The organism is Acidovorax sp. M14, assembly GCF_049331375.1.
In the GTDB taxonomy this organism is placed as follows: domain Bacteria; phylum Pseudomonadota; class Gammaproteobacteria; order Burkholderiales; family Burkholderiaceae_C; genus Acidovorax.
Genome location: NZ_CP186263.1, coordinates 4,619,157 through 4,641,868, shown reverse-complemented (window position 1 = coordinate 4,641,868; position 22,712 = coordinate 4,619,157). Strand labels below are relative to the sequence as shown.

At 66.1% G+C, this 22,712-nt stretch carries 23 protein-coding genes; 16 read left to right on the top strand and 7 right to left on the bottom strand.

The window, feature by feature from the left end:
- Nucleotides 1–3 precede the first annotated feature (3 nt).
- Nucleotides 4–984: a DMT family transporter gene (locus ACOYR4_RS21700; RefSeq protein ID WP_422848014.1), complete on the bottom strand. Its 981-nt coding sequence runs from the start codon at nucleotides 982–984 to the stop codon at nucleotides 4–6.
- A gap of 90 nt (nucleotides 985–1,074) precedes the next feature.
- Here ACOYR4_RS21700 and dacB point away from each other — a divergent pair, with 90 nt between their 5' ends.
- The 5 genes from dacB to ACOYR4_RS21675 all read left to right on the top strand — a co-directional run bounded on the left by dacB (nucleotide 1,075) and on the right by ACOYR4_RS21675 (nucleotide 6,302).
- On the top strand, nucleotides 1,075–2,550 hold the full coding sequence (gene dacB / locus ACOYR4_RS21695) for a D-alanyl-D-alanine carboxypeptidase/D-alanyl-D-alanine endopeptidase (RefSeq protein ID WP_422848013.1): 1,476 nt from the start codon (nucleotides 1,075–1,077) through the stop codon (nucleotides 2,548–2,550).
- Nucleotides 2,551–2,581: 31 nt separating this feature from the next.
- On the top strand, nucleotides 2,582–2,851 hold the full coding sequence (locus tag ACOYR4_RS21690; protein WP_056743054.1) for a SemiSWEET transporter: 270 nt from the start codon (nucleotides 2,582–2,584) through the stop codon (nucleotides 2,849–2,851).
- A gap of 133 nt (nucleotides 2,852–2,984) precedes the next feature.
- Entirely contained in the window at nucleotides 2,985–4,283 is a 1,299-nt protein-coding gene (locus tag ACOYR4_RS21685; protein ID WP_015016141.1) for a lipase family protein, read from the top strand.
- A gap of 164 nt (nucleotides 4,284–4,447) precedes the next feature.
- Nucleotides 4,448–5,590, top strand: a complete 1,143-nt coding sequence (locus ACOYR4_RS21680) for an SGNH/GDSL hydrolase family protein (protein WP_422848012.1) — start codon at nucleotides 4,448–4,450, stop codon at nucleotides 5,588–5,590.
- A 25-nt stretch (nucleotides 5,591–5,615) separates the two neighbouring features.
- The gene (locus tag ACOYR4_RS21675; RefSeq protein ID WP_422848011.1) at nucleotides 5,616–6,302 is read left to right on the top strand and encodes an OmpW/AlkL family protein; all 687 of its coding nucleotides are present in this window, start codon (nucleotides 5,616–5,618) and stop codon (nucleotides 6,300–6,302) included.
- Nucleotides 6,303–6,380: 78 nt separating this feature from the next.
- Here the strand turns inward: ACOYR4_RS21675 and ACOYR4_RS21670 are convergent, their stop codons facing one another.
- From ACOYR4_RS21670 to purE, 4 genes are all read right to left on the bottom strand, one after another.
- Complete coding sequence (locus tag ACOYR4_RS21670) at nucleotides 6,381–7,334, bottom strand: SGNH/GDSL hydrolase family protein (RefSeq protein WP_060986234.1); 954 nt, start codon at nucleotides 7,332–7,334, stop codon at nucleotides 6,381–6,383.
- Nucleotides 7,335–7,409: 75 nt separating this feature from the next.
- Nucleotides 7,410–8,426 (bottom strand): L-threonylcarbamoyladenylate synthase, encoded by a 1,017-nt coding sequence (locus tag ACOYR4_RS21665; protein WP_422848010.1) that lies wholly within the window; start codon nucleotides 8,424–8,426, stop codon nucleotides 7,410–7,412.
- A 14-nt stretch (nucleotides 8,427–8,440) separates the two neighbouring features.
- The gene (locus ACOYR4_RS21660; RefSeq protein ID WP_422848009.1) at nucleotides 8,441–9,613 is read right to left on the bottom strand and encodes a 5-(carboxyamino)imidazole ribonucleotide synthase; all 1,173 of its coding nucleotides are present in this window, start codon (nucleotides 9,611–9,613) and stop codon (nucleotides 8,441–8,443) included.
- Nucleotides 9,610–10,104, bottom strand: coding sequence for a 5-(carboxyamino)imidazole ribonucleotide mutase (purE, locus tag ACOYR4_RS21655; RefSeq protein WP_015016135.1), 495 nt, complete (start codon nucleotides 10,102–10,104; stop codon nucleotides 9,610–9,612). The genes ACOYR4_RS21660 and purE overlap by 4 nt, the downstream gene beginning before the upstream one ends.
- A gap of 151 nt (nucleotides 10,105–10,255) precedes the next feature.
- Here purE and trxA point away from each other — a divergent pair, with 151 nt between their 5' ends.
- Together trxA and ACOYR4_RS21645 are read left to right on the top strand one after the other, a co-directional pair.
- Entirely contained in the window at nucleotides 10,256–11,164 is a 909-nt protein-coding gene (trxA, locus tag ACOYR4_RS21650) for a thioredoxin (RefSeq protein ID WP_422848008.1), read from the top strand.
- Between the two features lie 147 nt (nucleotides 11,165–11,311).
- The gene (locus ACOYR4_RS21645; protein WP_422848007.1) at nucleotides 11,312–12,049 is read left to right on the top strand and encodes a YbaY family lipoprotein; all 738 of its coding nucleotides are present in this window, start codon (nucleotides 11,312–11,314) and stop codon (nucleotides 12,047–12,049) included.
- A 46-nt stretch (nucleotides 12,050–12,095) separates the two neighbouring features.
- Here ACOYR4_RS21645 and ACOYR4_RS21640 read toward each other — a convergent pair whose 3' ends face one another.
- Nucleotides 12,096–13,019, bottom strand: coding sequence for a phosphoribosylaminoimidazolesuccinocarboxamide synthase (locus ACOYR4_RS21640; protein WP_422848006.1), 924 nt, complete (start codon nucleotides 13,017–13,019; stop codon nucleotides 12,096–12,098).
- Nucleotides 13,020–13,242: 223 nt separating this feature from the next.
- Between ACOYR4_RS21640 and ACOYR4_RS21635 the strand changes: the two genes are divergently transcribed.
- From ACOYR4_RS21635 to hprK, 4 genes are all read left to right on the top strand, one after another.
- The gene (locus ACOYR4_RS21635) at nucleotides 13,243–14,472 is read left to right on the top strand and encodes an MFS transporter (RefSeq protein WP_422848005.1); all 1,230 of its coding nucleotides are present in this window, start codon (nucleotides 13,243–13,245) and stop codon (nucleotides 14,470–14,472) included.
- 236 nt (nucleotides 14,473–14,708) lie between these two features.
- Entirely contained in the window at nucleotides 14,709–15,044 is a 336-nt protein-coding gene (hpf, locus tag ACOYR4_RS21630) for a ribosome hibernation-promoting factor, HPF/YfiA family (protein ID WP_015016131.1), read from the top strand.
- A gap of 114 nt (nucleotides 15,045–15,158) precedes the next feature.
- The gene (locus ACOYR4_RS21625; protein WP_015016130.1) at nucleotides 15,159–15,626 is read left to right on the top strand and encodes a PTS sugar transporter subunit IIA; all 468 of its coding nucleotides are present in this window, start codon (nucleotides 15,159–15,161) and stop codon (nucleotides 15,624–15,626) included.
- 49 nt (nucleotides 15,627–15,675) lie between these two features.
- Nucleotides 15,676–16,632: an HPr(Ser) kinase/phosphatase gene (gene hprK, locus ACOYR4_RS21620; RefSeq protein ID WP_015016129.1), complete on the top strand. Its 957-nt coding sequence runs from the start codon at nucleotides 15,676–15,678 to the stop codon at nucleotides 16,630–16,632.
- A gap of 60 nt (nucleotides 16,633–16,692) precedes the next feature.
- On the opposite strand, the gene fur is transcribed toward hprK, so the two are convergent.
- A complete protein-coding gene (gene fur / locus ACOYR4_RS21615; protein WP_015016128.1) occupies nucleotides 16,693–17,112 on the bottom strand; it encodes a ferric iron uptake transcriptional regulator in 420 nt (139 codons plus the stop codon).
- Nucleotides 17,113–17,201: 89 nt separating this feature from the next.
- On the opposite strand from fur, the gene ACOYR4_RS21610 reads away from it, so the two are divergent.
- The 5 genes from ACOYR4_RS21610 (at nucleotide 17,202) to leuS (ending at nucleotide 22,712) form a co-directional block, all read left to right on the top strand.
- Entirely contained in the window at nucleotides 17,202–17,765 is a 564-nt protein-coding gene (locus ACOYR4_RS21610) for an outer membrane protein assembly factor BamE (protein WP_422848004.1), read from the top strand.
- Between the two features lie 63 nt (nucleotides 17,766–17,828).
- Nucleotides 17,829–18,668: a 4-hydroxy-tetrahydrodipicolinate reductase gene (gene dapB / locus ACOYR4_RS21605; protein WP_422848003.1), complete on the top strand. Its 840-nt coding sequence runs from the start codon at nucleotides 17,829–17,831 to the stop codon at nucleotides 18,666–18,668.
- 13 nt (nucleotides 18,669–18,681) lie between these two features.
- A complete protein-coding gene (locus ACOYR4_RS21600; RefSeq protein ID WP_422848002.1) occupies nucleotides 18,682–19,470 on the top strand; it encodes a MotA/TolQ/ExbB proton channel family protein in 789 nt (262 codons plus the stop codon).
- Nucleotides 19,467–19,919, top strand: a complete 453-nt coding sequence (locus ACOYR4_RS21595; RefSeq protein ID WP_343735448.1) for a biopolymer transporter ExbD — start codon at nucleotides 19,467–19,469, stop codon at nucleotides 19,917–19,919. The genes ACOYR4_RS21600 and ACOYR4_RS21595 overlap by 4 nt, the downstream gene beginning before the upstream one ends.
- A gap of 99 nt (nucleotides 19,920–20,018) precedes the next feature.
- Complete coding sequence (gene leuS, locus ACOYR4_RS21590; protein WP_422848001.1) at nucleotides 20,019–22,712, top strand: leucine--tRNA ligase; 2,694 nt, start codon at nucleotides 20,019–20,021, stop codon at nucleotides 22,710–22,712.

Here is a 22,712-nt window from a genome sequence, read left to right as displayed (position 1 = left end):
CGCTCAGGACGCCGCTTTGGCAGCGGCTGCGGGTGCCTGGCTTTTGCGCAGCACCCCCACGAGGATACCGGCGGTGACCAGCAGCAGGCCGGCCACCAGGTTCCAGTGCATCGGCTCATCCAGAAAAACAACTGCGCCTACGGCCGACAGGCCGGGCACCAAGGCCGTGATCATGGTGGAGCGCACGGGGCCATAGTGCTGGATCATGCGCGTGAAGCCAATGCCCGAGACCACCACGGAGCCCCCGCCCTGGAACAGCATCTGGAACGCGATCTCGCTCCACGGCGCCTGGGCCAGATGGCTGGTGACTGCCCCCAACCAGACCAGCATTGCATAGCTGGGCAGGTACACCATGCAGGCAAACGCGGTGATGGCGATGGTGGCCTGCACCGCATCGACCGCGTGGCGCCGCGCCAGCACGCTGTAGGTGGCCCAGGACGAAGCGGCCAGCATGAACAGCAGGTCGCCCTTCCACACGTCCCCGCCTGAAAACGCCGCCAGCAGGCTGCGTCCGCCCACCAGCAGGTCGCCCGCCACGATCAGCGCCAGGCCGGCGGCGCGCAACGGGGTGATGTGGTCGCGCAGCAACCAGGCGGCCAGCAGCGCCGTCCACAGTGGCAGGCTGCCCGGCATGAGCACCGCCGCGTGGGTGGCCGGTGCATGGAAGAACCCTGAATAGGCCAGCAGCGCGTACAGCAGCCCGCCAAAGCTGCCCAGAAGCGCCGCGGTGCGCAAGGGCAGGGGCGAGATGCCCGCCAGGCTGGACGCCGGTGCCGAGGCCCCCAGTGCCGCCTGGCGCCGTCGCACCATCCACCAGCCCCAGGGCAGCAACACCAGGCTGGCGCCCACGATGCGCAGCAGCGCGATGTCGAACGGGGTGAGCGTGCGCTGGGCTGAGGCGCGGGCGATGATGATGAAGCCCGTCCAGATGGTGACGGTGACCACGGCCGCCAGCAGGCCGATGGTGCGGGGAGAAAAACGCATCGGGCGATTATCGGCGCCCGCCGCAGGCCGTGCTGGCGCTGGGGGCAGAGCGGCGCTTGATGCAGGTGCGCGGGCGATAGACTCCCCGCCATGTTGTCTGTTTCTGCTTTTTGGCGCCGCCGTGTGCTGCGTGGTGTGGTGGGTTGGGGTGCTGCGTGGCTGGTGGTTGCGGGCGGGGTGGGCTCGGCCGGGGCGCTGACGGCGGCGCCCGCCGCAGGCACTCTGCCGCCCGAGGTGGAGGCCGTCCTGGCACGCACCAAATTGCCGCGCGAGTCGCTGTCGGTGATGGTGGTGGACGCGCAAGCTGCCGGCAAGGCCAGCCCGCGCCTTGCGCACCGTGCCCAGGTGCCGGTGAACCCCGCGTCGGTGATGAAGCTGGTGACCACCTATGCAGCGCTGGAACAGCTGGGCCCCGCCTATGTCTGGAACACGCCGGTGTATGTGCAAGGTACGGTGCAGGACGGCAGCCTGCGCGGCAATGTGTACATCCAGGGCCAAGGCGATCCCAAGCTGGTCATGGAGCGGCTGTGGCTGCTCATGCGGCGGCTGCAGGGCCAGGGCATCCAGGTCATCGTGGGCGACATCGTGCTGGACCGCACGGCGTTCGATGTGCCCGACCAGGACCCGGCGCGGTTTGATGGCGAGCCGCTGCGGCCCTATAACGCATCCCCCGAGGCCCTGCTGCTGAATTACAAGTCGTCGGTGATGACCTTTGTGCCCGATGCGGCTGCTGGCTTGGCGCGCATCCAGTACGACCCGCCACTGGCCGGAGTGCAGCGCCAGCCCACCGTGGCGCTGGCGGCGCCGGGTGCGGATTGTGGGGACTGGCGTACCGCCCTGCGTGCTGAGTTGTCGGACCCCTCGAAGGTGTCGTTCCAGGGCGTGTACCCCGCTGCCTGTGGCGAACGCGTGTGGCCGGTGGCGGCGGCCGACCCGCGCGGCTTTGCGGCGCGGGCGGTGGAGGGCATGTGGCGCGATCTGGGCGGCAAGCTCACGGGCAGCGTGCGCGACGGTAAGGCGCCCCCGGGCCTCAAGCCCGCGTTTGTGGTCACATCCCCCGCACTGGCCGAGGTGGTGCGCGACGTGAACAAGTACAGCAACAACGTGATGGCGCAGCAGGTCTTTCTGACCCTGGCGCTGCAAAAAAACGGCGTGGCCACGTTCGACGGCGCCCGCGAGGTGCTGCGCCAGTGGTGGCAGGCCCGCGTGGGCGATGCGGACTTGCCGCAAGTAGACAACGGCGCCGGGCTTAGCCGCGACGCGCGCCTGACTGCGCAGGCCCTGGCCCGCATGCTCCAGGTGGCCTGGGTATCGCCCGTGATGCCGGAACTGGTGGCGTCGCTGCCGATCACGGGGGTGGATGGCACGCTGCGCCGCAGCCAGAGCCGGGCGGGCACCGCCCACCTCAAGACGGGCAGCCTGCGCGACGTGATGGCTGTGGCAGGCTATGTGCATGCCGCCAGCGGGCGCCGCTATGTGCTGGTGGCCGTCGTCAATCACCCCAATGCGGGGGCCGCGCGGCCCGTGCTCGACAGCCTCATCGACTGGACGGCACGCGAGCAGTGAATAATCGCTGCTGCCCCGCGTTTTCCCCACCATGCAACTCCATGAACTGATCGGCTATCTGGCCGCCTGCCTGACCACCTGCAGCTTTGTGCCGCAGGCCCTGCACACCTTTCGCACGCGGGACGTGAGCGGTATCTCGCTGGGCATGTACAGCGTTTTCACGGTGGGGGTGGCACTGTGGCTGGCCTACGGCCTGGCGCTGGCGGCCTGGCCCATCGTGGTGGCCAATGCCATCACCCTGGCCCTGGCCGGCACCATCCTGGGTATGAAGCTGGTGTACAGCGCACGCCGTCCTGACTGACCCGGCGGGGCTACCCTGGCGCGCTGTCGCCTAGGTGTCTGGCGATGCATAGCCTCCCGCGTTATCCCCTATGGATGCTGCAGCGCAGGTGCGCGCACGATGCGTCGTTCTTCACTGACCGAGGTATCCATCCATGACCTATTTCCGCCTTACCTGTGTGGCCGCTGCGGCGGTCCTGCTTGTCGCCTGCGGTGGCTCTGACGACCCGGCGCGCGGCGCACTGATCGACCCCCCTGCCACGCTCACCACGCTCACCGTGGCGCAGATTGACGCGGCCACGGCCAGCAGCGGCCTGCAGGCGATCAGCGGCAAGGCCAAGTGCGATGTGAAGGTGGTGTCGCTGAACTATGCGACCGTGGGTGCCAAGAGCGGCGAAAACACCAATGCCTCGGGCGTGATGCTCGTGCCAGCCGGCAGCTGCACCACCGCAGCTCCGCTGGTGGCCTATGCCAAGGGCACCGATGTGCAAAAGCCCCGCACCCTGGCCAACCCGCAGGACAGCGAAACCTTCCTGCTGGCCGCCATGTATGCCGCGCAGGGCTATGCCGTGGTGGCCACCGACTACCTGGGCTTTGCCAAGTCGGGCTACAGCTACCACCCCTACCTGCATGCGGACTCAGAAGCCACATCGGTCATCGACTCGGTGCGCGCAGCACGCAATGCGGCAGGCACGGTGGGGGCTACGCTGTCGGGCAAGGTGATGTTCACCGGTTACTCGCAGGGCGGCCACTCGTCCATGGCGGCGCAGCGCGCGGCCGAGCGGGACTACGGCAACGAATTCAACGTGGTCGCGGGCGCCCACCTGGCGGGCCCCTACAACCTGTCGGGTTCGCTGCGCATTCCCGACGCGATCGCGGGCGTGCAGTTCTTCGTGCCCTACCTCGTCACCGCCTGGCAGAAGGTCTATGGCAACGTCTATACCGACGTGAAGGACGTGTTCAAGGCGCCGTACTCCGGCTACATCGAGAACCTGCTGCCCAACCCCACGCTCAACTACACCACCCTGGTGACCACGGGCACGCTGCCCTCGGGCACACCCAACCAGGCGCGTGACGCGCTGTTCCAGTCGGCGTTCATCACCGGCTCGCAGACCAGCACCACCCACCCGCTGTACCTGGCCGCCAAAAAGAACGACTTGCTGGGCTGGACCCCCAAGGCGCGTGTGATGCTGTGCGGCGGCGCGGGCGACCCCACGGTGCCCCCAGCGGTCCACATGGCCGTCATGAAAGCCGACTTTGACAGCCGGGGCGTGACGAACGTCAGCACAGTCGATGTGGACGCCGCCATCCAGGCCACCTACGGCCCCGGCGGCAAGGCGCCCACCGACCCCACCTCGGCAGCATTTGCCACCTACTACGGCAGCTACCACGGCACCTACGAGCCACCTTTCTGCCACGCGCAGGCCAAGGCGGTGTTCGACACCGTCAAGTGACGGCTGTGATGCCCGTGTGAAGCCCCCAAAGGGTTCGCAGGCTTTTAGAACCCCACCCCTAAGCCCCACCGGTGTTTACCCGGTGGGGCTTTTTTGCGTTGGCGAATATGATTCTTGAGGAATAGCACGGTCGTTCTATTTTTACGATAACAGGAGTGATACCGATGGTTTTTCAGCGCAAGGCTTTGTGGGTTTCTCTGGCGGCAGCGTCGCTGCTGGTGGCGTGCGGGGGCGGCGGTGCCGACACCTCGCCGGTGGCGCCCATCAAGACCGTCAAGGTCATGGGCGACAGCATCGCCGACAGCGGCACGTTCGGCTTCAAGTTCACGGTGCAAGGCAGCGCCCCCACAGGCCCGGCGTCCACGCCCATCTGGCCCGAACTGGTGGCCAGCAACTACGGCAGCACGCTCTGCCCACGTTATGTGTCCACCGGCAGCGCGTTCAACAACGCGGCGGGATGCACCAACTACGCCATTGGTGGCGGTCGCATCAACAACTTCACGGCGCCTGCATCGCCTGTCTCCATCGTCAAGCAGCTGACCGACGCAGGGGCTGACGGCTTCAGCGCGGGGGACCTGTTGCTGATCGATGGCGGCGGTAACGATGCTGCGGACCTCATCGGTGCCTACCTGTCGGCCTCCAAGGATGGCGGCAAGGCTTTCGGCGCGCTGCTCTCCACCCTGCTGCCTGCGGCCACGGTGAACGCCGGCCTTGCGGGCGGTGCCACGGGCCAAGCCCAGGCGGGTGGCGCCTACATGGTGGCGCTGGCCGACAAGTTCCACGACGCGATCGAAGCCAATGCCTTGAACAAGGGCGCGCAGCGTGTGGCGGTGCTCAACATGCCCGCCATCGACAAGACGCCGCGTCTGCAACAGGTGCTCGGTGGCATCACGGCGTCGGCCGGCGCCGCCGCCAGCGCGCAAGTGCAGGGGCTGCTCAAGGCCTGGCTTGAAGCCTTCAACGCCCAACTGGCCAAACGTTTTGCGGGCAACAGCAAGGTGGTGGTGGTGGACTTCTACACCTCGTTCAACGACCAGGTGGCCAACCCCGCGCAGTTCGGGCTGACCAATGCCAAGAACACCGCGTGCCCCATCACCGGCCAAGGTGCTGACGGCCTGCCCACCTATACCTTCCCCACGTGCACAGCGGCAGCTTTGTCGGCACAGACGCCGCCCGCAGGCGCCACGGGCGGCGCGGACTGGTGGAAGACCTATGCGTTCTCCGACAGTTTCCACCCCACGCCGTATGGCCACCAGCTGGTCAGCCAGTTGGTCTCGCGTTCGCTGGCCCGTGCGGGTTGGCTGTAATCGGCTGTTGAAGGGTTCAAACACCATGCAAAACAAAACCATCACCCCTTCCCTGGCTGGCGCTGTGGCTGCACTGGCGCTCACCTTGTCCGGCGGCGCGCAGGCCCAGACCGCTGGCAGCTGGCTGGTGCGCGCGGGCGCCACGCAAATCGCGCCCCAAGTCACCAGTGGCGACCTGTCCGCGCCCAGCTTCACGGGCACCAAGGTGGACGTGCATGCCGACACGCAGCTGGCTGGCGGTATCACCTACATGCTCACCGACCACTGGGCGGTGGACGTGCCCCTGGCACTGCCGTTCAAGCACAACATCATGGGCGCCGGAGCCATCGGCGGCGTGGGCAAGATCGGCGAGGTCAAGGTGCTGCCCATGACCGTGTTCGCGCAGTACCGCTTTCTGGAGGCCAATGCGCGGGTGCGCCCCTACGTGGGCCTGGGCGTGACCTACGCCAAGTTCTTCAAGGAGCGCGGCACCGCAGCGCTGACGGGGCTCACCGGCGGCAACCCCTCGCGTCCTACCACGCTGAGCGCTGAATCCCGGTTTGGCCTCACGCCGCAGGTGGGTGTGAGCATTGCGCTCAACGACCAATGGTCGCTGGACGTGGCGTATTACAAGACCTTTGTGAAGACCCGCAACACCCTGTCCACGGGCCAGACCATCGACGTCAAGCTCAACCCCAACGTGGTGGCGCTGGGCGTGGTCTATCGGTTCTGACCTTCATTCGGGGTAGATCGATGGCCCACAAAAAAAGCCGCCCAGTGGGCGGCTTTTTGCTGGGCGGAGCGCGCCGGCTTACCAGCGTGCGCGCAGGCGGTCGTAGGCGTAGGTGCCAAACTGGCGCTGGGCCGATGGCGTGAGGTACACGCTGTCGGCAAACACGAACGAGGTGGCATTGGCACCCGACAGCAGCGTGGACGACGTGCACAGGGCCGAATTGACCTGGCCCGCGCCGATGCCGATACCGTTGTTCGCGTCCACCGACGTGCACACTGCAGCCGTGGAGTTGTTGAAGCCATAGTTGCCCGGCACGCTGGTATACAGGTTCACGTAGTAGGCCGAGTCCACGTACAGCACGTTGGCGCCCAGGTCCACGATGCCAACCAGCAGGCCTTCGTTGAAACGGCTGCTGGCGTTGCTCAGCAGGGCTTCGCGGCCGATGGTCTTGGCCCAGGGGGTCTTGCTCAGGTCGTAGGTGCCGGTCACCACCACGTACTTGGCGCCCGCCGTCACCAGGCGGCGCACCTGGGCCGCGAGGTCCTCACCGGCCTTGCGGGCGGCGGCCACCATGGCGTCCTGGGTCAGGGTGCCTGCGTTCACAGCGGCCATGCCAGCGATCACGTCGCTGACACCGCCGCTCACCATCACCACATCAGTGGCTGCAAAGCTACCGCTGGCCAGGAAGGCGTCGATCTGTTCGGTGACTGTGCGGGTGCTGGCGTTGCCGGCCGCATCGGGCTTGGCGCTGACGCGGGCATTGCCGGTGGCGTAGCTCAGGCCGCCTGCAGAGACCGGGGTGAGCGACTTGCCGTAGTTGGCCACCACCTGCAGGGTCCAGTTGTTGACGCTGCCGTCATTGACGGTGTAGCGCGAGCCGTTTTGCCCCACATCGTTCATGGCGTCGCCGAACGCAATGAAGCGCTGGGGCGTGATGGCCGATTCGGTGGTGCTGGAACCGCAGGCCGCGAGCAACGCGGCCGACGCACATGCGGCGACCATGAGGGTGCGGCGCATCCAATTTGCTGCCATGTATTTCTCCAGAAAAGTGGGGGGTAGTTTAACGACGCAAAGTCAACGGATGTAAAGCGGCGCCATCGCGCAGGCTCAGGCGGCGGATGCGCGCTGCAGGCGGTCGCGCACGCCTTCCCAATCGGGGCTGGCGGGCGGGGTCTCGATCCAGATCAGCTTCACGCCTTCGTCGTCAAAACTGCGCAGCACGGCGAAGAGCTGCTGCGCCGTAGCGGCTGCGTCATCGGGCATGCGCCGCATGACCAGTTTGGACGACTGGGTGCGCAAGGCGGTGCGGGCGTAGACCGCGATGTGAGCGGCATCTGCGCCCAGCACATCCAGGCTGGTCTGCAGCGCCTTGGCGTCCATCAGCCTCACTTTGGCGCTGGGCGCGTAGTGGGCTTCCAGCGTGCCCGAGGCGCGGGGCGTGGCTGTGGGAAGGTCTTCCTTGGACAGGGGGGCGATGCCGCAGGCTGCTGCAATCTGCGCCCGGGTGATCGCGCCCGGCCGCAGCAGCACTGGCACACCACGCGTGCAGTCCACGATGGTGCTTTCAATGCCCACGCCGCAGGGCCCGCCGTCCAGCACCAGCAGGTCGTTGCCCAGCTCGTCCTGCACATGCTGGGCGGTGGTGGGGCTCACGCGGCCAAAACGGTTGGCGCTGGGGGCCGCCACGCCCCAGACGGGCGGACCACCGGCTTCGTCGCCATCGCTGGGGGCCGCGCAGGCCAGCAGCAGGGCGTGGGCTACGGGGTGTGCGGGGCAGCGCAGCCCCACGCTGTCCTGCCCGCCGGTGGCGGCGGTGGCCACGCCGGGCAGGCGCGGCAGGATGAGCGTGAGCGGGCCGGGCCAGAAGGCATCGACCAGCTTTTGTGCAAAGTCGGGCACTCGGCTGGCGAAGTGCGCAATGCCCTCGGCATTGGCCACATGCACGATCAGCGGGTGGTCGCTGGGCCGCCCCTTGGCAGCAAAGATCTGCGCCACGGCGGCATCACTGCTGGCATCGGCCGCGAGGCCATACACCGTTTCGGTGGGTAGGCCCAGCAAGGCGCCGCTGCGCACCGCGCGTGCCGCAGCGGCGATGGCCTGGGGGGCGTTGCCGTCAAGGATCATGGAAACAGCCTGGCTCAGAAGGGCTCGATGCCCAGCAGCGCTGCGGCCTGCAGGGCCGTGGCGCGCGCCGCCTCAGGGGAGGCGGCGGTGATGTTCAGGTGTCCCATCTTGCGGCCGCGCTTGGCGTCGCGCTTGCCGTACAGGTGCAGGTGGGTGCCGGGCAGGGCCAATACCTGGGCCCAGGGCGGGGTCTGCGCCGCCTCGCCGTGGGCAAACCACAAGTCGCCCAGCAGGTTCAGCATGACGGCGGCGCTGTGCTGGCGCGGCTGCGTCAGCGGCAGGCGGGCCATGGTGCGCACCTGCAACTCGAACTGCGACACGTCGCAGGCGTTCTGGCTGTAGTGGCCGCTGTTGTGCGGGCGCGGGGCGATCTCGTTGACCACGAGGCTGCCGTCTTGCAGCACGAAGAACTCCACGCACAGCACGCCCACGTACTGTAGGCCTTCTGCTACAGATTTCGCAGCATTCACCGCTTGATCCACTAGCGCTTGCGGCAGATTTCCTTCATAAACCTCGGTCACGGCCAGGATCCCGTCGCGGTGCAGGTTGCGCTGCACGGGCAGGTGCACCATCGCCCCATCGGCACCGCGCGCCACGATCACGGAGCATTCCAGCTGCAGCGGCAGCATCTTCTCCAGCACGCAAGGCACTTTGCCGACAGACTCCCACGCGGCGGCCATTTCGGCGGGCGCCTTCACGCGCACCTGGCCCTTGCCGTCGTAGCCCATGCGGGCCGTTTTCAGAATGCCCGGCAGCAGGTCGGGCGACACAGCCGCCAGTTGCTCTGCCGTTTCGATCACCGCATACGGCGCGCAAGGCACGCCGCAGGCCACAAAGTGCGCCTTCTCGCGCGCACGGTCTTGCGCCACCGACACGGCGCCGGCGGCGGGCGACACGGGGCGTTGCGTGGCCAGGGTGGCCAATGCAGCGGCTGGGACGTTCTCGAACTCGGTGGTCACCGCATCGGACAGACGGGCCAGCTCGGCCAGGCCCTGCGGGTCTTCGTAGCCCGTCTGGATGTGGTGGTGGCTCACCAGCCCGGCGGGGCTGGTCGGGTCGGCATCGAGCACGGCGGTGAAGTAGCCCATGGCCTGGGCCTGGTGCACGAACATGCGGCCCAGCTGGCCGCCGCCCAGCACGCCCAAGGTCGCACCGGGGAGCAAAGGCTTCAGGTCACTGGCGGTCATGCGGCGGGCGGCAGGGTCATGTTGCGGGCCACTTCCGTCTGCTCGGCGCGGAAGGCTTCCAGGCGCTGGCGCAGCTCGGGGCTTTCGTTGGCCAGCAGGGCCACGGCAAACAGGGCCGCGTTGGCCGCACCAGCGGTGCCGATGGCAAACGTCGCCACCGGGATGCCCTTGGGCATTTGCACAATGCTGTGCAGCGAGTCCACACCCTGCAGGTGGCGGCTGGCCACGGGCACGCCCAGCACGGGCACAGGGGTCTTGGCGGCAATCATGCCGGGCAGGTGGGCGGCGCCGCCGGCCCCCGCGATGATGGCTTTCAGCCCCCGGCTGGCGGCGGCCTCGGCGTAGGCAAACATGTCATCGGGCATGCGGTGTGCCGACACCACGCGGGCCTCGTGCGCGATGCCGAACTGTTCAAGGATTTGCACTGCATGCTGCATGGTGTCCCAGTCGCTGCTGGAACCCATGACCACGCCGATCTGGATGGGTTTCATGGTGTGGAAGGTGCTGGCGGGCAGGCTTTGTCTGCCCAGCCGCTGTAGGTGGAACCCGCGATTTTACTTTTTGCGCCCCCCTGGCGGGTGTGGGGCTGTTTCGATGGGCCAAAATAGCGCGCAAACCGCTCCACTCTAAGCCCCACACATCATGATTGACGTCACCGTAGAGAACTTTGAAGCCGAGGTGGTTGCCGCCTCGATGAATGTGCCCGTGCTGGTGGACTTCTGGGCGCCCTGGTGCGGCCCCTGCAAGTCCCTGGGGCCGGTGCTGGAGAAGCTGGAGACGGAATACGCGGGCCGCTTCAAGCTCGCCAAGATCGACTCCGACCAGGAGCAGCAGCTGGCGGGCATGTTCGGCATCCGCAGCATCCCCACCTGCGTGCTGCTGATGAACGGCCAGCCTGTGGACGGCTTCATGGGCGCCTTGCCCGAAGGCCAGGTGCGTGCCTTCCTCGACAAGCACGTGCCCACCGCCGAAGAAATGGTGGCCGAGGCCGAGGAAGAAGAGGCGCAGGAAGCCCTGGCAGAAGGTGACACCGACACTGCGCTGGAGAAGCTGCAGCATGCCGTTGTGACCGACCCCGCCAACGATGACGCGCGCTTTGACTACGTCAAGCTGCTGCTGCAGCTGGGGCGCGAGGACGATGCCAAGGTGGCGTTTGCGCCCGTGATCGCCAAGGCCTCGATGTCGCGCAAGCTGGGCGCCCTCAAGGTCTGGATGGATGCTCTGGATTTTGTAGCGTCTGGCGCATACGACGCCTCCGCTGAGGCTGGATTCGAAGCAAAAATCGCGGCCAACAAACGGGATTTCGACACCCGCTATGCCCGCGCCCGCTGGCTCATCACCCAGCAGCGCTGGACCGACGCCATGGACGAGTTGCTCGAAATCCTCATGCGCGACAAGGCTTGGAGCGAAGAGATCGCCCGCAAGACTTATGTTGCCATCCTCGAACTGATCGAGGCCCCCAAGCCCAAGGTCGCCGAGGGCCAGATCCCGCCCGAAGACCCGGTGGTGGCCACGTACCGCCGACGGTTGTCGAGTGTGGTGCTGAGCTGAGGGCTGCCAAGGGTTGAAGTGGTGAACTGCGAGACGCAGGCGCCCTCCATTCGACTACCGCCCCGGCGCAATGGGCCCCGTTTCGGCCACATGCGCTGCGGGCTCTACTGCGGCGTCATGGTTGGGATACTGAGTGTGGCTGGCTGCGTGACGCGCCCCCCTGAACCAGATGCCGTGGTCACGGGTGTGGCGTTGTCGAGAGAGCGCGTGATGCTGCCGCCGGAGGCTGTTTTTGAGGCCACTTTGCTGGATGTGACCCAGCCAGATCAGCCACCCATCGTTTTGGGGCGCCAGCGTCGCCAACCGGCGGGTCAGCCCCCTTACGCGCTGTGGATCCCTTACCCCTCTGCGCGGTTTGCGCCCAAGGGGCGCTATGAGGTGCGAACCAAAGTCACCTTGGAGGGGCGGTTGCTGCTGGCCAGCGACAAACGCTATCCCGTGCCGCAGGACGCAGCCTACCGCCATGTTGACGTTCAAATGCAGCGGTTGCTGCCGCTGGCCGCCACCGTAGAAGCGTCCGTGCCGCTGCTGCTGACCCATTGGCGGCTCGTCGAAATGGCGGGGGAGGCTCTGTCCCGCACTGCCGATGGTGCGGCGGTGCCCCATCTCGTCTTCCAGGCGGAAGAGGCTCGGGTGACAGGCTCGGGCGGCTGCAACCGCTTTCTCGCTGACTACGACTGGCAACCGCAGAGCGGACGCCTGCGCACGGCGCAGCTCGTTTCCAATATCAGCTTGTGCCTGCAAAGCAGCGGATTGGAGGCCCAGTATTTTGAGTCGCTGCTGGCGGTACGGGGCTTTCGCCAGGTCGGCACGCAGCTCTTGCTGCAGGGGGCCGAAGGCGAGCCCTTGCTGCGTTTCGAAGCCATTGAGACGCCGCTGAGCTAGGCATCCGGCGGGCTTTTGGCGGGAGGGCTCTCCAGTCCGCAGGGCTTTATGCGGATGTCAGCCGCTCCAGCGCTTCGCGGTACTTGGCGGCTGTCTTCTCGATCACTGCCTGGGGCAGGCGGGGCGAGGGCGCTGTCTTGTCCCAGGGCTTGCCGTTGACCTGGGCCTGCTCCAGCCAATCCCGCACAAACTGCTTGTCGTAGCTAGGGGGGTTCTCGCCCTTGGCCAGGGCTTCGGCATAGCCTTCCACCGGCCAGTAGCGGGAGCTGTCGGGCGTAAGCACTTCGTCCATCAGCACCAGCATGCCGTCAGGGGCCAGGCCGAATTCAAATTTGGTGTCGGCAATGATCATGCCCTTGGCCAGGGCGATCTCGGCAGCCGCCTTGTAGATGGCAATGCTCAGGTCGCGGATGCGCGTGGCCAAGTCCAGGCCAATCATCTCCACCGTGCGCTCGAACGTGATGTTCTCGTCGTGCTCGCCCATGGCCGCCTTGGCGGCGGGCGTGTAGATGGGCTCGGGCAGCTTGGCGGCGTTGGTCAGGCCTTCGGGGAGGGGCACGCCGCAGACCGAGCGAGACTCCTGGTATTCCTTCCAGCCGCTGCCGGCCAGGTAGCCGCGCACCACGGCTTCGACCGGGATGGGCTGCAAGCGCTTCACCAGCATCGAGCGGCCACGGATCTGAGGGGCTTCTTCGGGGCTCACCACGCTCTCGGGGGCGTCGCCAGTGAGGTGGTTGGGGCAGATGTGGCCGAGCTTGTCGAACCAGAACAGGGCCATCTGGGTGAGCAGTTCGCCCTTGCCAGGAATGGGTTCGCCCATGATCACGTCGAAGGCCGACAGGCGGTCGCTGGCCACCATCAGGATGCGGTCGTCGCCCACGGCGTAGTTGTCACGCACCTTGCCGCGTGCCAGCAGGGGCAGCGAAGTCAGGGCCGAAGTGTGCAGGGCGGTGGAGCTGGGCTGGGTCATGGTGTCGGTGTGGGCGGTGGGTGTCCGCTGCGGGCAATCCGAAGAACGTGGGGGGAGGTGCATGCGGCAGGCAGGGCCTAGGCGCAGCCGATAGATTTTACGCGCCGGTCTGGGGCGCGGCGGTTTTCGCGGGCCCACAGTGAGGAGTTGGTCACGCGCCCCACGCAGGCTTGCGGCACACTGGGCGGCCCTGAACCTGACCAGGCCTTGATGGCCGCTTGCTGTGTCTTCTTATACCCCTGAGCTTTCTCCCCGACGTGAACTGTGGTTGCTGCTGACGCTGGCCGGCATCCAGTTCACCCACATTCTGGACTTCATGATCATGATGCCGTTGGGCCCGCAGCTCACGCAGCTATTTGCGATAACGGATGCGCAGTTTGGCTTGCTGGTGTCGGCCTACACGCTGTCGGCGGGGGCGTCCGGCCTGCTGGCTTCGACCTACATCGACCGCTTTGGGCGCAAGCGGCTGCTGCTGGTGCTCTATGGCCTGTTTGGTCTGGCGACGCTGGCCTGTGGCCTTGCGCCTACCTATGGCACGCTGATGGTGGCACGCATTCTTGCGGGCACTTTTGGCGGCGTGCTGTCGGCTCTGTCGCAGACCATCGTGGCAGACGTGGTGCCCTTTGAGCGGCGCGGGCGTGCCATGGGTATTGTGATGACGTCGTTTTCCGTCTCCACGGTGGCGGGCGTGCCCCTGGGGCTGATTCTGGCGCAGTACGGGGGCTGGCACCTGCCGTTCATCGGCATTGCCGCCATGGTGGGTATGCTGGCTGTGCAGGCGGCCCGCACGTTGCCGACCATGGCGGGGCATGTTCAGGCCGCCAGCGGTCGGTCGGTGCTGGGCGGTATCCTGCAGGTGCTGGCGGATGGCAACCACCGGTGGGCGTTCCTGTTCTCGGCGTTGCTGATGTTTACGGGTTTTACCGTCATCCCTTACATCACCATCTACATGCAGACCAATGCCGGTGTGCGTGCCGATCAGGTGCCGCTGGTGTACCTGTGCGGCGGGGTGGTGACGTTGTTCACTGCGCGCCTGTTCGGACGCATGACCGACCGGCATGGCAAGGTGCCCACCTTCCGGTGGCTGGCCATCGCGGGGCTGCCGTGCATTCTCGGCATCACGCTGGTACAGGGCTTGCCGCTGTGGGGGGTGTTGGTGGTGTCCACCCTGATGTTCACCTTTGTCAGTGGCCGCATGATTCCTGGCATGGCCATCATCGCCTCAGCGGCACATGCGCCCTTGCGGGGAACCTTCATGACGCTGAACGCCTCGGTGCAATCGGCGGCGATGGGGGTGGCGTCTTTTGTGGGCGGGGTCCTCATCAGCCGCGATGCGCAGGGGCTGGTGCAGAACTACTGGGTGGCGGCGCTGGTGGGCATCAGTGCCAGCCTGCTGTCGATGCTGGTGGTGGGGCGTCTCACGCTGCATGGCGCGACGCCGTCGGCTCGGTGAAGAGGCTCGTGCTGACGTCGGCCTGCCCCTTCAATCCGCCCATTGTGCGCGCTTTTCGGGCGCTTGGCACCTTGCCGGGCATAACCCAGCGGCCTGCGGCGGTATGGGATTGCATTTCGGGGAGGGCGGGGGCATAGTGAACCCACGACGTCAACAACAGATGCATCCAAGTTCGCCGAGCCGCTCCTCTGATCCAGGACGGCGTTTTTCCACCGAGAGCCACAGGAGACTTATTTATGAACTTGACGATCAGCGGTCACCACCTCGAAGTTACTCCCGCCTTGCGCAACTACGTCACCACTAAGCTGGACCGGATCACCCGCCATTTTGACCAAGTTGTCGATGTCAAGGTACTGCTGACGGTAGAGAAGCAAAAGGAAAAGGAAAAGAGACAGCGAGCGGAATGCAACATTCACGTCAAGGGCAGCGACCTGTTTGCCGAAAGCTCCCACGCCGACCTGTACGCGGCCGTGGACGAACTGGTCGACAAGATGGACCGTCAGGTCGTGCGCCACAAGGACCGTTTGCAAGACCATCACCACGAAGCCGCCAAGCGCGAACTGCACGCTTGATGCGCCAGCCCTGAGCCTGGCACAGCAGCCGCCCCTACCCGGGCGGTTTTTTTGTTGCCTGACGCGCCGTGCTCAGGGTTTTCGCCAATATGTGCATAATTGTTACCCTTGACCATGAACCGACTCGCCTCCATCCTGCCCTCCGCTCAAGTGCTTGTGAGCGTGGACGCCACCAGCAAGAAGCGTGCTTTTGAAGAAGCGGGTCTGCTGTTCGAGAGCCAGCACGGCCTCTCCCGGGCGCTGATCACCGACAGTCTGTTTGCCCGTGAACGCCTGGGCTCCACTGGGCTCGGCCATGGCGTGGCCATTCCCCACGGACGCATCAAGGGCCTCAAGGCGCCGATGGCGGCTGTGTTCCAGCTGCTCAACCCCATCGGATTCGATGCGCCGGACGAGCTGCCGGTGGGCCTGCTGATCTTTCTGCTGGTGCCCGAGGCGGCCACCCAGAAGCACCTGGAAATCCTGTCCGAAATCGCCGAGCTGCTCAGTGACTCGGCCTTGCGCGAGAAGCTCAAGGCCTGCACTGACGCCACGGAACTGCACGGCATGATTGCAGGCTGGCAGTCCACGCAGGCTGCCTGAGCCCTGGCACACACCTCCCCCACACCGCCTTTGCACTGACTGAACCGCCGTGAAGCCCAATGTTGTCAGTGCCGACGTCCTTTTCGAAGAATTTCGTGGCCTGCTGAAATGGGAGTGGGTGGCCGGGCTCGGTGCCTCGGAGCGGCGTTTTGACGAAGTGGCCGTGCGGTCGGCCCGCTCGGGCGCGGATCTCGTCGGCTACCTCAACTACATCCACCCCTACCGGGTCCAGATCCTGGGCGAGCGCGAGATTGCGTACTTGAGCAACGCCTCCCCCGACGATTGCAAGCGCCGCATTGCCCGCATCGTGACGCTGGAACCACCGGTGCTCGTGCTGGCCGACAACCAGACCGCACCCGATGCGCTGGTGTCGATGTGCGAGCGCGCGCAGATACCGATGTTCTCCACGCACGAGTCGTCGGCGTTTGTCATCGACGTGCTGCGCGCTTACCTGTCCAAGCACTTTGCCGACCGCACCACCATGCACGGCGTGTTCATGGATATTCTGGGCCTGGGCGTGATGATCACCGGCGAGTCGGGCCTGGGCAAGAGCGAGCTGGGCCTGGAGCTTATCTCGCGTGGCAACGGCCTGGTGGCCGACGATGCCGTGGACCTGTTCCGCATCAACCAGACCACCATTGAGGGCAAGTGCCCCGAGTTGCTGCAGAACCTGCTGGAAGTGCGCGGCATCGGTCTGCTCGATATCCGTGCCATCTTTGGCGAGACTGCGGTGCGCCGCAAGATGCGCCTCAAGCTGATCGTGCACCTGGTGCGCAAGGAGACGCTGGAGCGCGACTACGAGCGTCTGCCCTACGAGCCCCTCACGCAGGACGTGCTGGGCGTGCCAGTGCTGAAAGTGGTGATCCAGGTGGTCGCCGGCCGCAACATCGCCGTGCTGGTCGAGGCCGCCGTGCGCAACACCATCCTGCAACTGCGCGGCATCGACACCTACCAAGAGTTTGTCGAACGCCATCGCCGCGCCATGGAGCGCGATACAGGCGGCTAGTCCGCTCTGTATTTGATAGCTATTCGCGCTTGAAGGACGGGCGCAACTGGCCTCAGAGAGTTACCCTTTTTTTGCGCAGTCCGCGCACTGTCCATACAGCGCCATGGTGTGGTCCTGCACCAGCCAGCCCTTGGCCTTGGCCACGGCGTGCTGCCGCTTCTCGATCTCGGGGTCGTAGAACTCTTCCACCTTGCCACACGATGTGCAGATGAAGTGGTCATGGTGCTGCCCCTCGTTGAGCTCGTACACCGCCTTGCCGCTCTCGAAGTTGCTGCGGATCAGGATGCCGGCCTGCTCGAACTGCGTGAGCACCCGGTACACGGTGGCCAGACCGATGTCCGACCGCTCTTCGAGCAGCACGCGGAACACGTCTTCGGCCGTCATGTGGCGCTGCGCGCCCTTCTGGAAAATCTCCAGAATCTTCAGGCGGGGCAGTGTGGCCTTGAGTCCCGTGCTTTTGAGTTCGTCGATATTGGTCATGGCTGGCTCTTTCGGGGGCGGGCAACCGGCCCAGAGTCTGGAGGGGCTGCCGCTACAATGGGACGATCATATCCTTTGGCCTTTTACCCATGCCCGTCCAAGCCCGTTACAGCGCCCGTCTGGGCCTGGTTGTGTTGATCGGTGCCAGCATGGCCGCCCTGACCGGTTGCGGCAGTCTGGATGGCGCCAGCAGCCGCATCGCCAACATCGTCAAACCCTACCGGGTGGACGTGGTGCAGGGCAATTTCGTGTCCCGCGAACAGGTCGAAGCCCTGCAGCCCGGCATGAGCCGCCAGCAGGTGCGCGAGATTCTCGGGACGCCGCTGGTCACCAGCCTGTTCCATGCGGACCGCTGGGAGTACGTGTTCACGCTCAAACGCCCTGGCGAAGAGATTCAGACCCGCAAGCTGACCGTGTTCTTCAAGGGTGATGCCCTGGAGCGCTCCGAAGGCGATGAAATGCCGACCGAGACCGAATTCGTCGCCACTCTGGGGGCGCGCGACAACGCCAAGGGCAAGGTGCCGGTGCTGGAAGCCACGCCGGAGCAACTGGCCAAATACCCGGTCAAGGAGCGCCCCGCGCCCGCCGCCACCACGACCCCGGCATCGCCCGCCACCACCAGTTACCCGCCGCTCGAAGCGCCTGCGCGCTGACCCTTGCGGCTCTGGCAGTGAGCCCGGTGCGCTGGCTGCCCTTTCATTGAACAGGACTTCTTCATGACCGCGACTTCCTCGCCTGCGGCTCCCGCGGCATCTCCCCTTCGTGTAGCAGTTGCAGGGGCTTCAGGCCGCATGGGCCGCATGTTGATCGAAGCCATCCGCGCCAGCGACGACTGCGTGCTGGCTGGTGCGCTGGACGTGGCCGCCAGCCCCGCCGTCGGCTCTGACGCCACCGCCTTTCTGGGCTATGCCAGCGGCGTGGCCATCACGGCCGATGTGGCGGCAGGCCTCAAGAACGCCGAGGTGCTCATCGACTTCACCCGCCCCGAAGGCACGCTGGCCCACCTGGCCGTGTGCAGCCAGCTGGGCGTGAAGTCCGTCATCGGCACCACCGGCTTCACCGATGCGCAAAAGGCCGAACTCGACGCCTACGCACAGCGCACCGCCATCATGTTCTCCCCCAACATGAGCGTGGGTGTGAACGTCACGCTCAAGCTGCTGCAAATGGCCGCCAAGGCCATGGCCACGGGGTACGACATCGAAATCATCGAAGCCCACCACCGCCACAAGGTCGATGCACCCTCGGGCACCGCGCTCAAGATGGGCGAGGTGATTGCCGAGGCCCTGGGCCGCGACCTCAAGGACTGCGCCGTGTACGCCCGCGAAGGCGTGACGGGCGAGCGCGACCCCTCCAGCATCGGCTTTGCGGCCATCCGTGGTGGCGACATCGTGGGCGACCACACCGTGCTGTTTGCGGGCATCGGCGAGCGCATCGAGGTCACGCACAAGTCCTCCAGCCGCGCCACGTACGCGCAGGGCGCCTTGCGCGCTGTGCGCTTCCTGGCGGCCCACAAGACTGGCATGTTCGACATGTTCGACGTGCTGGGCTTGCACTGATCCGCCGACTCCCATGGACGCGCTCCACTGGTGGCGCCAGGGCGATGCCGTGACGCAAAGCGCGGCACTGGTCTTGCTGGCCATGTCGGTGGCAAGCTGGGTGGTCATTGTGTGGAAGCTGCGGCTCATGCGCCGCGCCAGTGCCGACGTGGCCCGCTGCACGGCCGCGTTCTGGCAGGCGCCCTCGCTGGCCCTCGCGCAGCAACGTTTGCAGTCTTTTGACCGGGATGCGCTAGTGCTTCCTTTGGTGGCTGCTGCAAATTCAATAGCAAATCACGATGGTGTCGTCCCACCCACGCTGGCCACGGCCGGCAGCCTGTCCCAGCGGCTCACCCGCGTGCTGCGCGATGCCCTGCACGATGTGCTGGGGCGCCTGCAGTTTGGCCAGGTGCTGCTGGCCACGGTGGGCTCCACGGCGCCCTTTGTGGGGCTGCTGGGCACCGTGTGGGGCATCTACCATGCGCTCACCGCCATGGCAGGCGCGGGGCAGATCACCATTGACCGCGTCTCCGGTCCCGTGGGCGAGGCCCTGGTCATGACGGCGGCCGGGCTGGCCGTGGCGATCCCTGCCGTGTTGGCCTACAACGTGTTTGGCCGCCTGCTCGGGCGCATTGAGGCGGACCTGGAAGGGTTTGCGCGCGATCTGCGGGAGCTGCTCATAGACACGGCGCCCGTCCACAGTGTGACTGGCACCACAGCAGGCCTGAGCAATGCGAGTCGACCCGCCGCCGGGCCGCCCCAAGGCGGGTCAGCCCCCCTGGGGGGCAGCGAACCACCCGCAGCGGGGAGCGTGGGGGCATGAGTTTCGGAAGACTCGAACGCACCACCGGGCCGCAGCCCATGAGCGACATCAACATGACGCCGCTGGTGGACGTGATGCTGGTGCTGGTGGTGATCTTCATCCTCACGGCGCCGCTGCTGGCCAGCTCCATCCGGCTGGACCTGCCGCGCACCGAAGGCGCCACGCCCGGCACGGCCCCGCAATTCGTCACGCTGGTGGTCGACGCCTCGGGCCAGGCCTTTCTGGATGATCAGCCCCTGTCGCAGGCTGCGCTGGCCGAGCGCCTGCGCCGCATTGGTGCTGAGCGGCCCGACACAGAGGTGCAACTGCGCGCCGACGCTGCCGTGCCCTATGGCCGCGTGGTCGAAGTCATGGGCGCGGCCCACCTGGCCGGGCTGCAGCGCATCGGATTTGTGGCCGAACCTGCGGCGAACCCGGTGTCGCCTGCACCCCTCGCTCCGTCCCGCTGACGCGCCCGGACGGCTGGGCCGCCAGCGCCAGCCCCTGACCGCCTAAAATCCCTGCAGCGCGGCCCTGCGGCTGCACTCTTCTCTCACCCCCGAGCCCCCATGCAAGACAAATACTCTCCCCAAGACGTCGAACGCGCGGCGCACGACCACTGGACCGCCACCGACGCCTACCGCGTGACGGAAGACACGAGCAAGAAGAAGTTTTACGCCTGCTCCATGCTGCCCTACCCCAGCGGCAAGCTGCACATGGGCCACGTGCGCAACTACACCATCAACGACATGCTCACGCGCTATCTGCGCATGAACGGCTACAACGTGTTGATGCCCATGGGCTGGGACGCTTTCGGCCTGCCCGCCGAAAACGCGGCGCTCAAGAACGGTGTGCCCCCGGCCCAATGGACGTACGAAAACATCGCGTACATGAAAAAGCAGATGCAGGCCATGGGCCTGGCCATCGACTGGAGCCGCGAGGTGGCCACCTGCGACCCCGAGTACTACAAGTGGAACCAGTGGCTGTTCCTGAAGATGCTGGAAAAGGGCATCGCCTACCGCAAGACCCAGGTGGTGAACTGGGACCCGGTGGACCAGACCGTGCTGGCCAACGAGCAGGTGATTGACGGCAAGGGCTGGCGCACCGGTGCCCTGGTCGAAAAGCGCGAGATCCCCGGTTACTACCTCAAGATCACCGACTACGCCGAAGAGCTGCTGGGCTTTGTGACCGGCGACCAGCTGCCCGGCTGGCCCGAGCGCGTCAAGCTGATGCAGGAGAACTGGATCGGCAAGAGCGAAGGCGTGCGCTTTGCGTTCAAGCACGACATCGCTGGCGAAGACGGTGCGCTGATCGGCGACGGCAAGATGTACGTGTTCACCACGCGCGCCGACACCATCATGGGCGTGACCTTCTGCGCCGTGGCGCCCGAGCACCCGCTGGCCACCCACGCCGCCAAGAGCAACCCGGCGCTTGCAGCGTTCATTGAAGAATGCAAGACCGGCGGCACCACCGAGGCAGAGCTCGCCACGCAAGAGAAGAAGGGCGTGCCCACGGGCCTGTATGTCACCCATCCGCTGACCGATGAAAAGGTGCAGGTCTGGGTTGGTAACTATGTGCTGATGGGCTATGGCGACGGTGCCGTGATGGGCGTGCCTGCGCACGACGAGCGCGACTTTGCGTTTGCCCTCAAGTACGGCATCGAGATCAAGCAGGTGGTGCTGGTGGACGGCGAGACGTTCAACTACCACCAGTGGCAGGACTGGTATGGCGACAAGCAGCGCGGCGTGACCATCAACTCCGACAGCTTCAGCGGTCTGAACTACAAGGACGCCGTGAACGCCGTGGCCCACGCGCTGGAGCAAAAGGGCCTGGGCGAGAAGAAGACCACCTGGCGCCTGCGCGACTGGGGCGTGAGCCGCCAGCGCTACTGGGGCACTCCGATCCCCATCATCCACTGCGATGAACACGGCGCCGTGCCCGTGCCCGAAAAAGACCTGCCCGTGGTGCTGCCGCAAGACTGCATCCCCGATGGCTCCGGCAACCCGCTGCACAAGCACGAAGGCTTCCACGCGGGCGTGACCTGCCCCGTGTGCGGCAAGCCTGCCCGCCGCGAGACGGACACCATGGACACCTTCGTGGACAGCTCGTGGTACTTCATGCGGTACTGCGACCCCAAGAATGCCGACGCGATGGTGGCGGGCGGTGCCGACTACTGGATGCCGATGGACCAGTACATCGGCGGTATTGAGCACGCCATCCTGCACTTGCTGTACGCCCGCTTCTGGACCAAGGTCATGCGCGACCTGGGCCTGGTCAAGGTCGATGAGCCCTTTACCAAGCTGCTCACGCAGGGCATGGTGCTCAACCACATCTACAGCCGCCGCACCGCCAAGGGCGGCAAGGACTACTTCTGGCCGCACGATGTGGAGCACGTGCTGGACGAAGGCGGCAAGATCATCGGCGCCAAGCTGAAGAACGAAGCCACCAGCGGCGACGGCCTGCTGCCCGTGGGCACGCCCATCGACTACGAGGGCGTGGGCACCATGTCCAAGTCCAAGAACAACGGCGTGGACCCGCAGGACCTGATCGAGAAGTACGGCGCCGACACGGCCCGCCTGTACACCATGTTCACCGCGCCGCCCGAAGCCACGCTGGAGTGGAACGACGCTGCGGTGGAAGGCAGCTACCGCTTCCTGCGCCGGGTGTGGAACTTCGGCCTCAAGCTCGCCGCCATCGACCGCGATGCCGCCATGGCCAGCGTGGCCGGTGCCAGCAGCCTGCAGGACGTGCAGTTTGGCAAGGAGGCCAAGGCCCTGCGCCTGGAGATCCACAACGTGCTCAAGCAGGTGGACTACGACTACCAGCGCATGCAGTACAACACCGTGGTCTCCGGCGCGATGAAGATGATCAACGCGCTCGAAGATTTCAAGGCCATGGACTCGGCCGGTGCCCAGGTGGCGCTGATCGAAGGCTTTGGCATCCTGCTGCGCTGCCTCTACCCCGCCACGCCCCACATCGCCCACAGCCTGTGGACGGGCCTGGGCTACGCCGGTGCGCTGGGCGACCTGCTCGATGCGCCCTGGCCGCAGGTGGATGCTGGCGCCCTGGTGCAGGACGAGATCGAGCTCATGCTGCAGGTCAACGGCAAGCTGCGTGGCTCCATCCACGTGCCCGCCCAGGCCGACAAGGCCGAGATCGAGCGCATTGCGCTGGCCAGCGAGGCCTTTGTGGCCCAGGCCGCCGGTGCGGCGCCGAAGCGCGTGATCGTGGTGCCGGGCCGTCTGGTGAACGTGGTGGTCTGA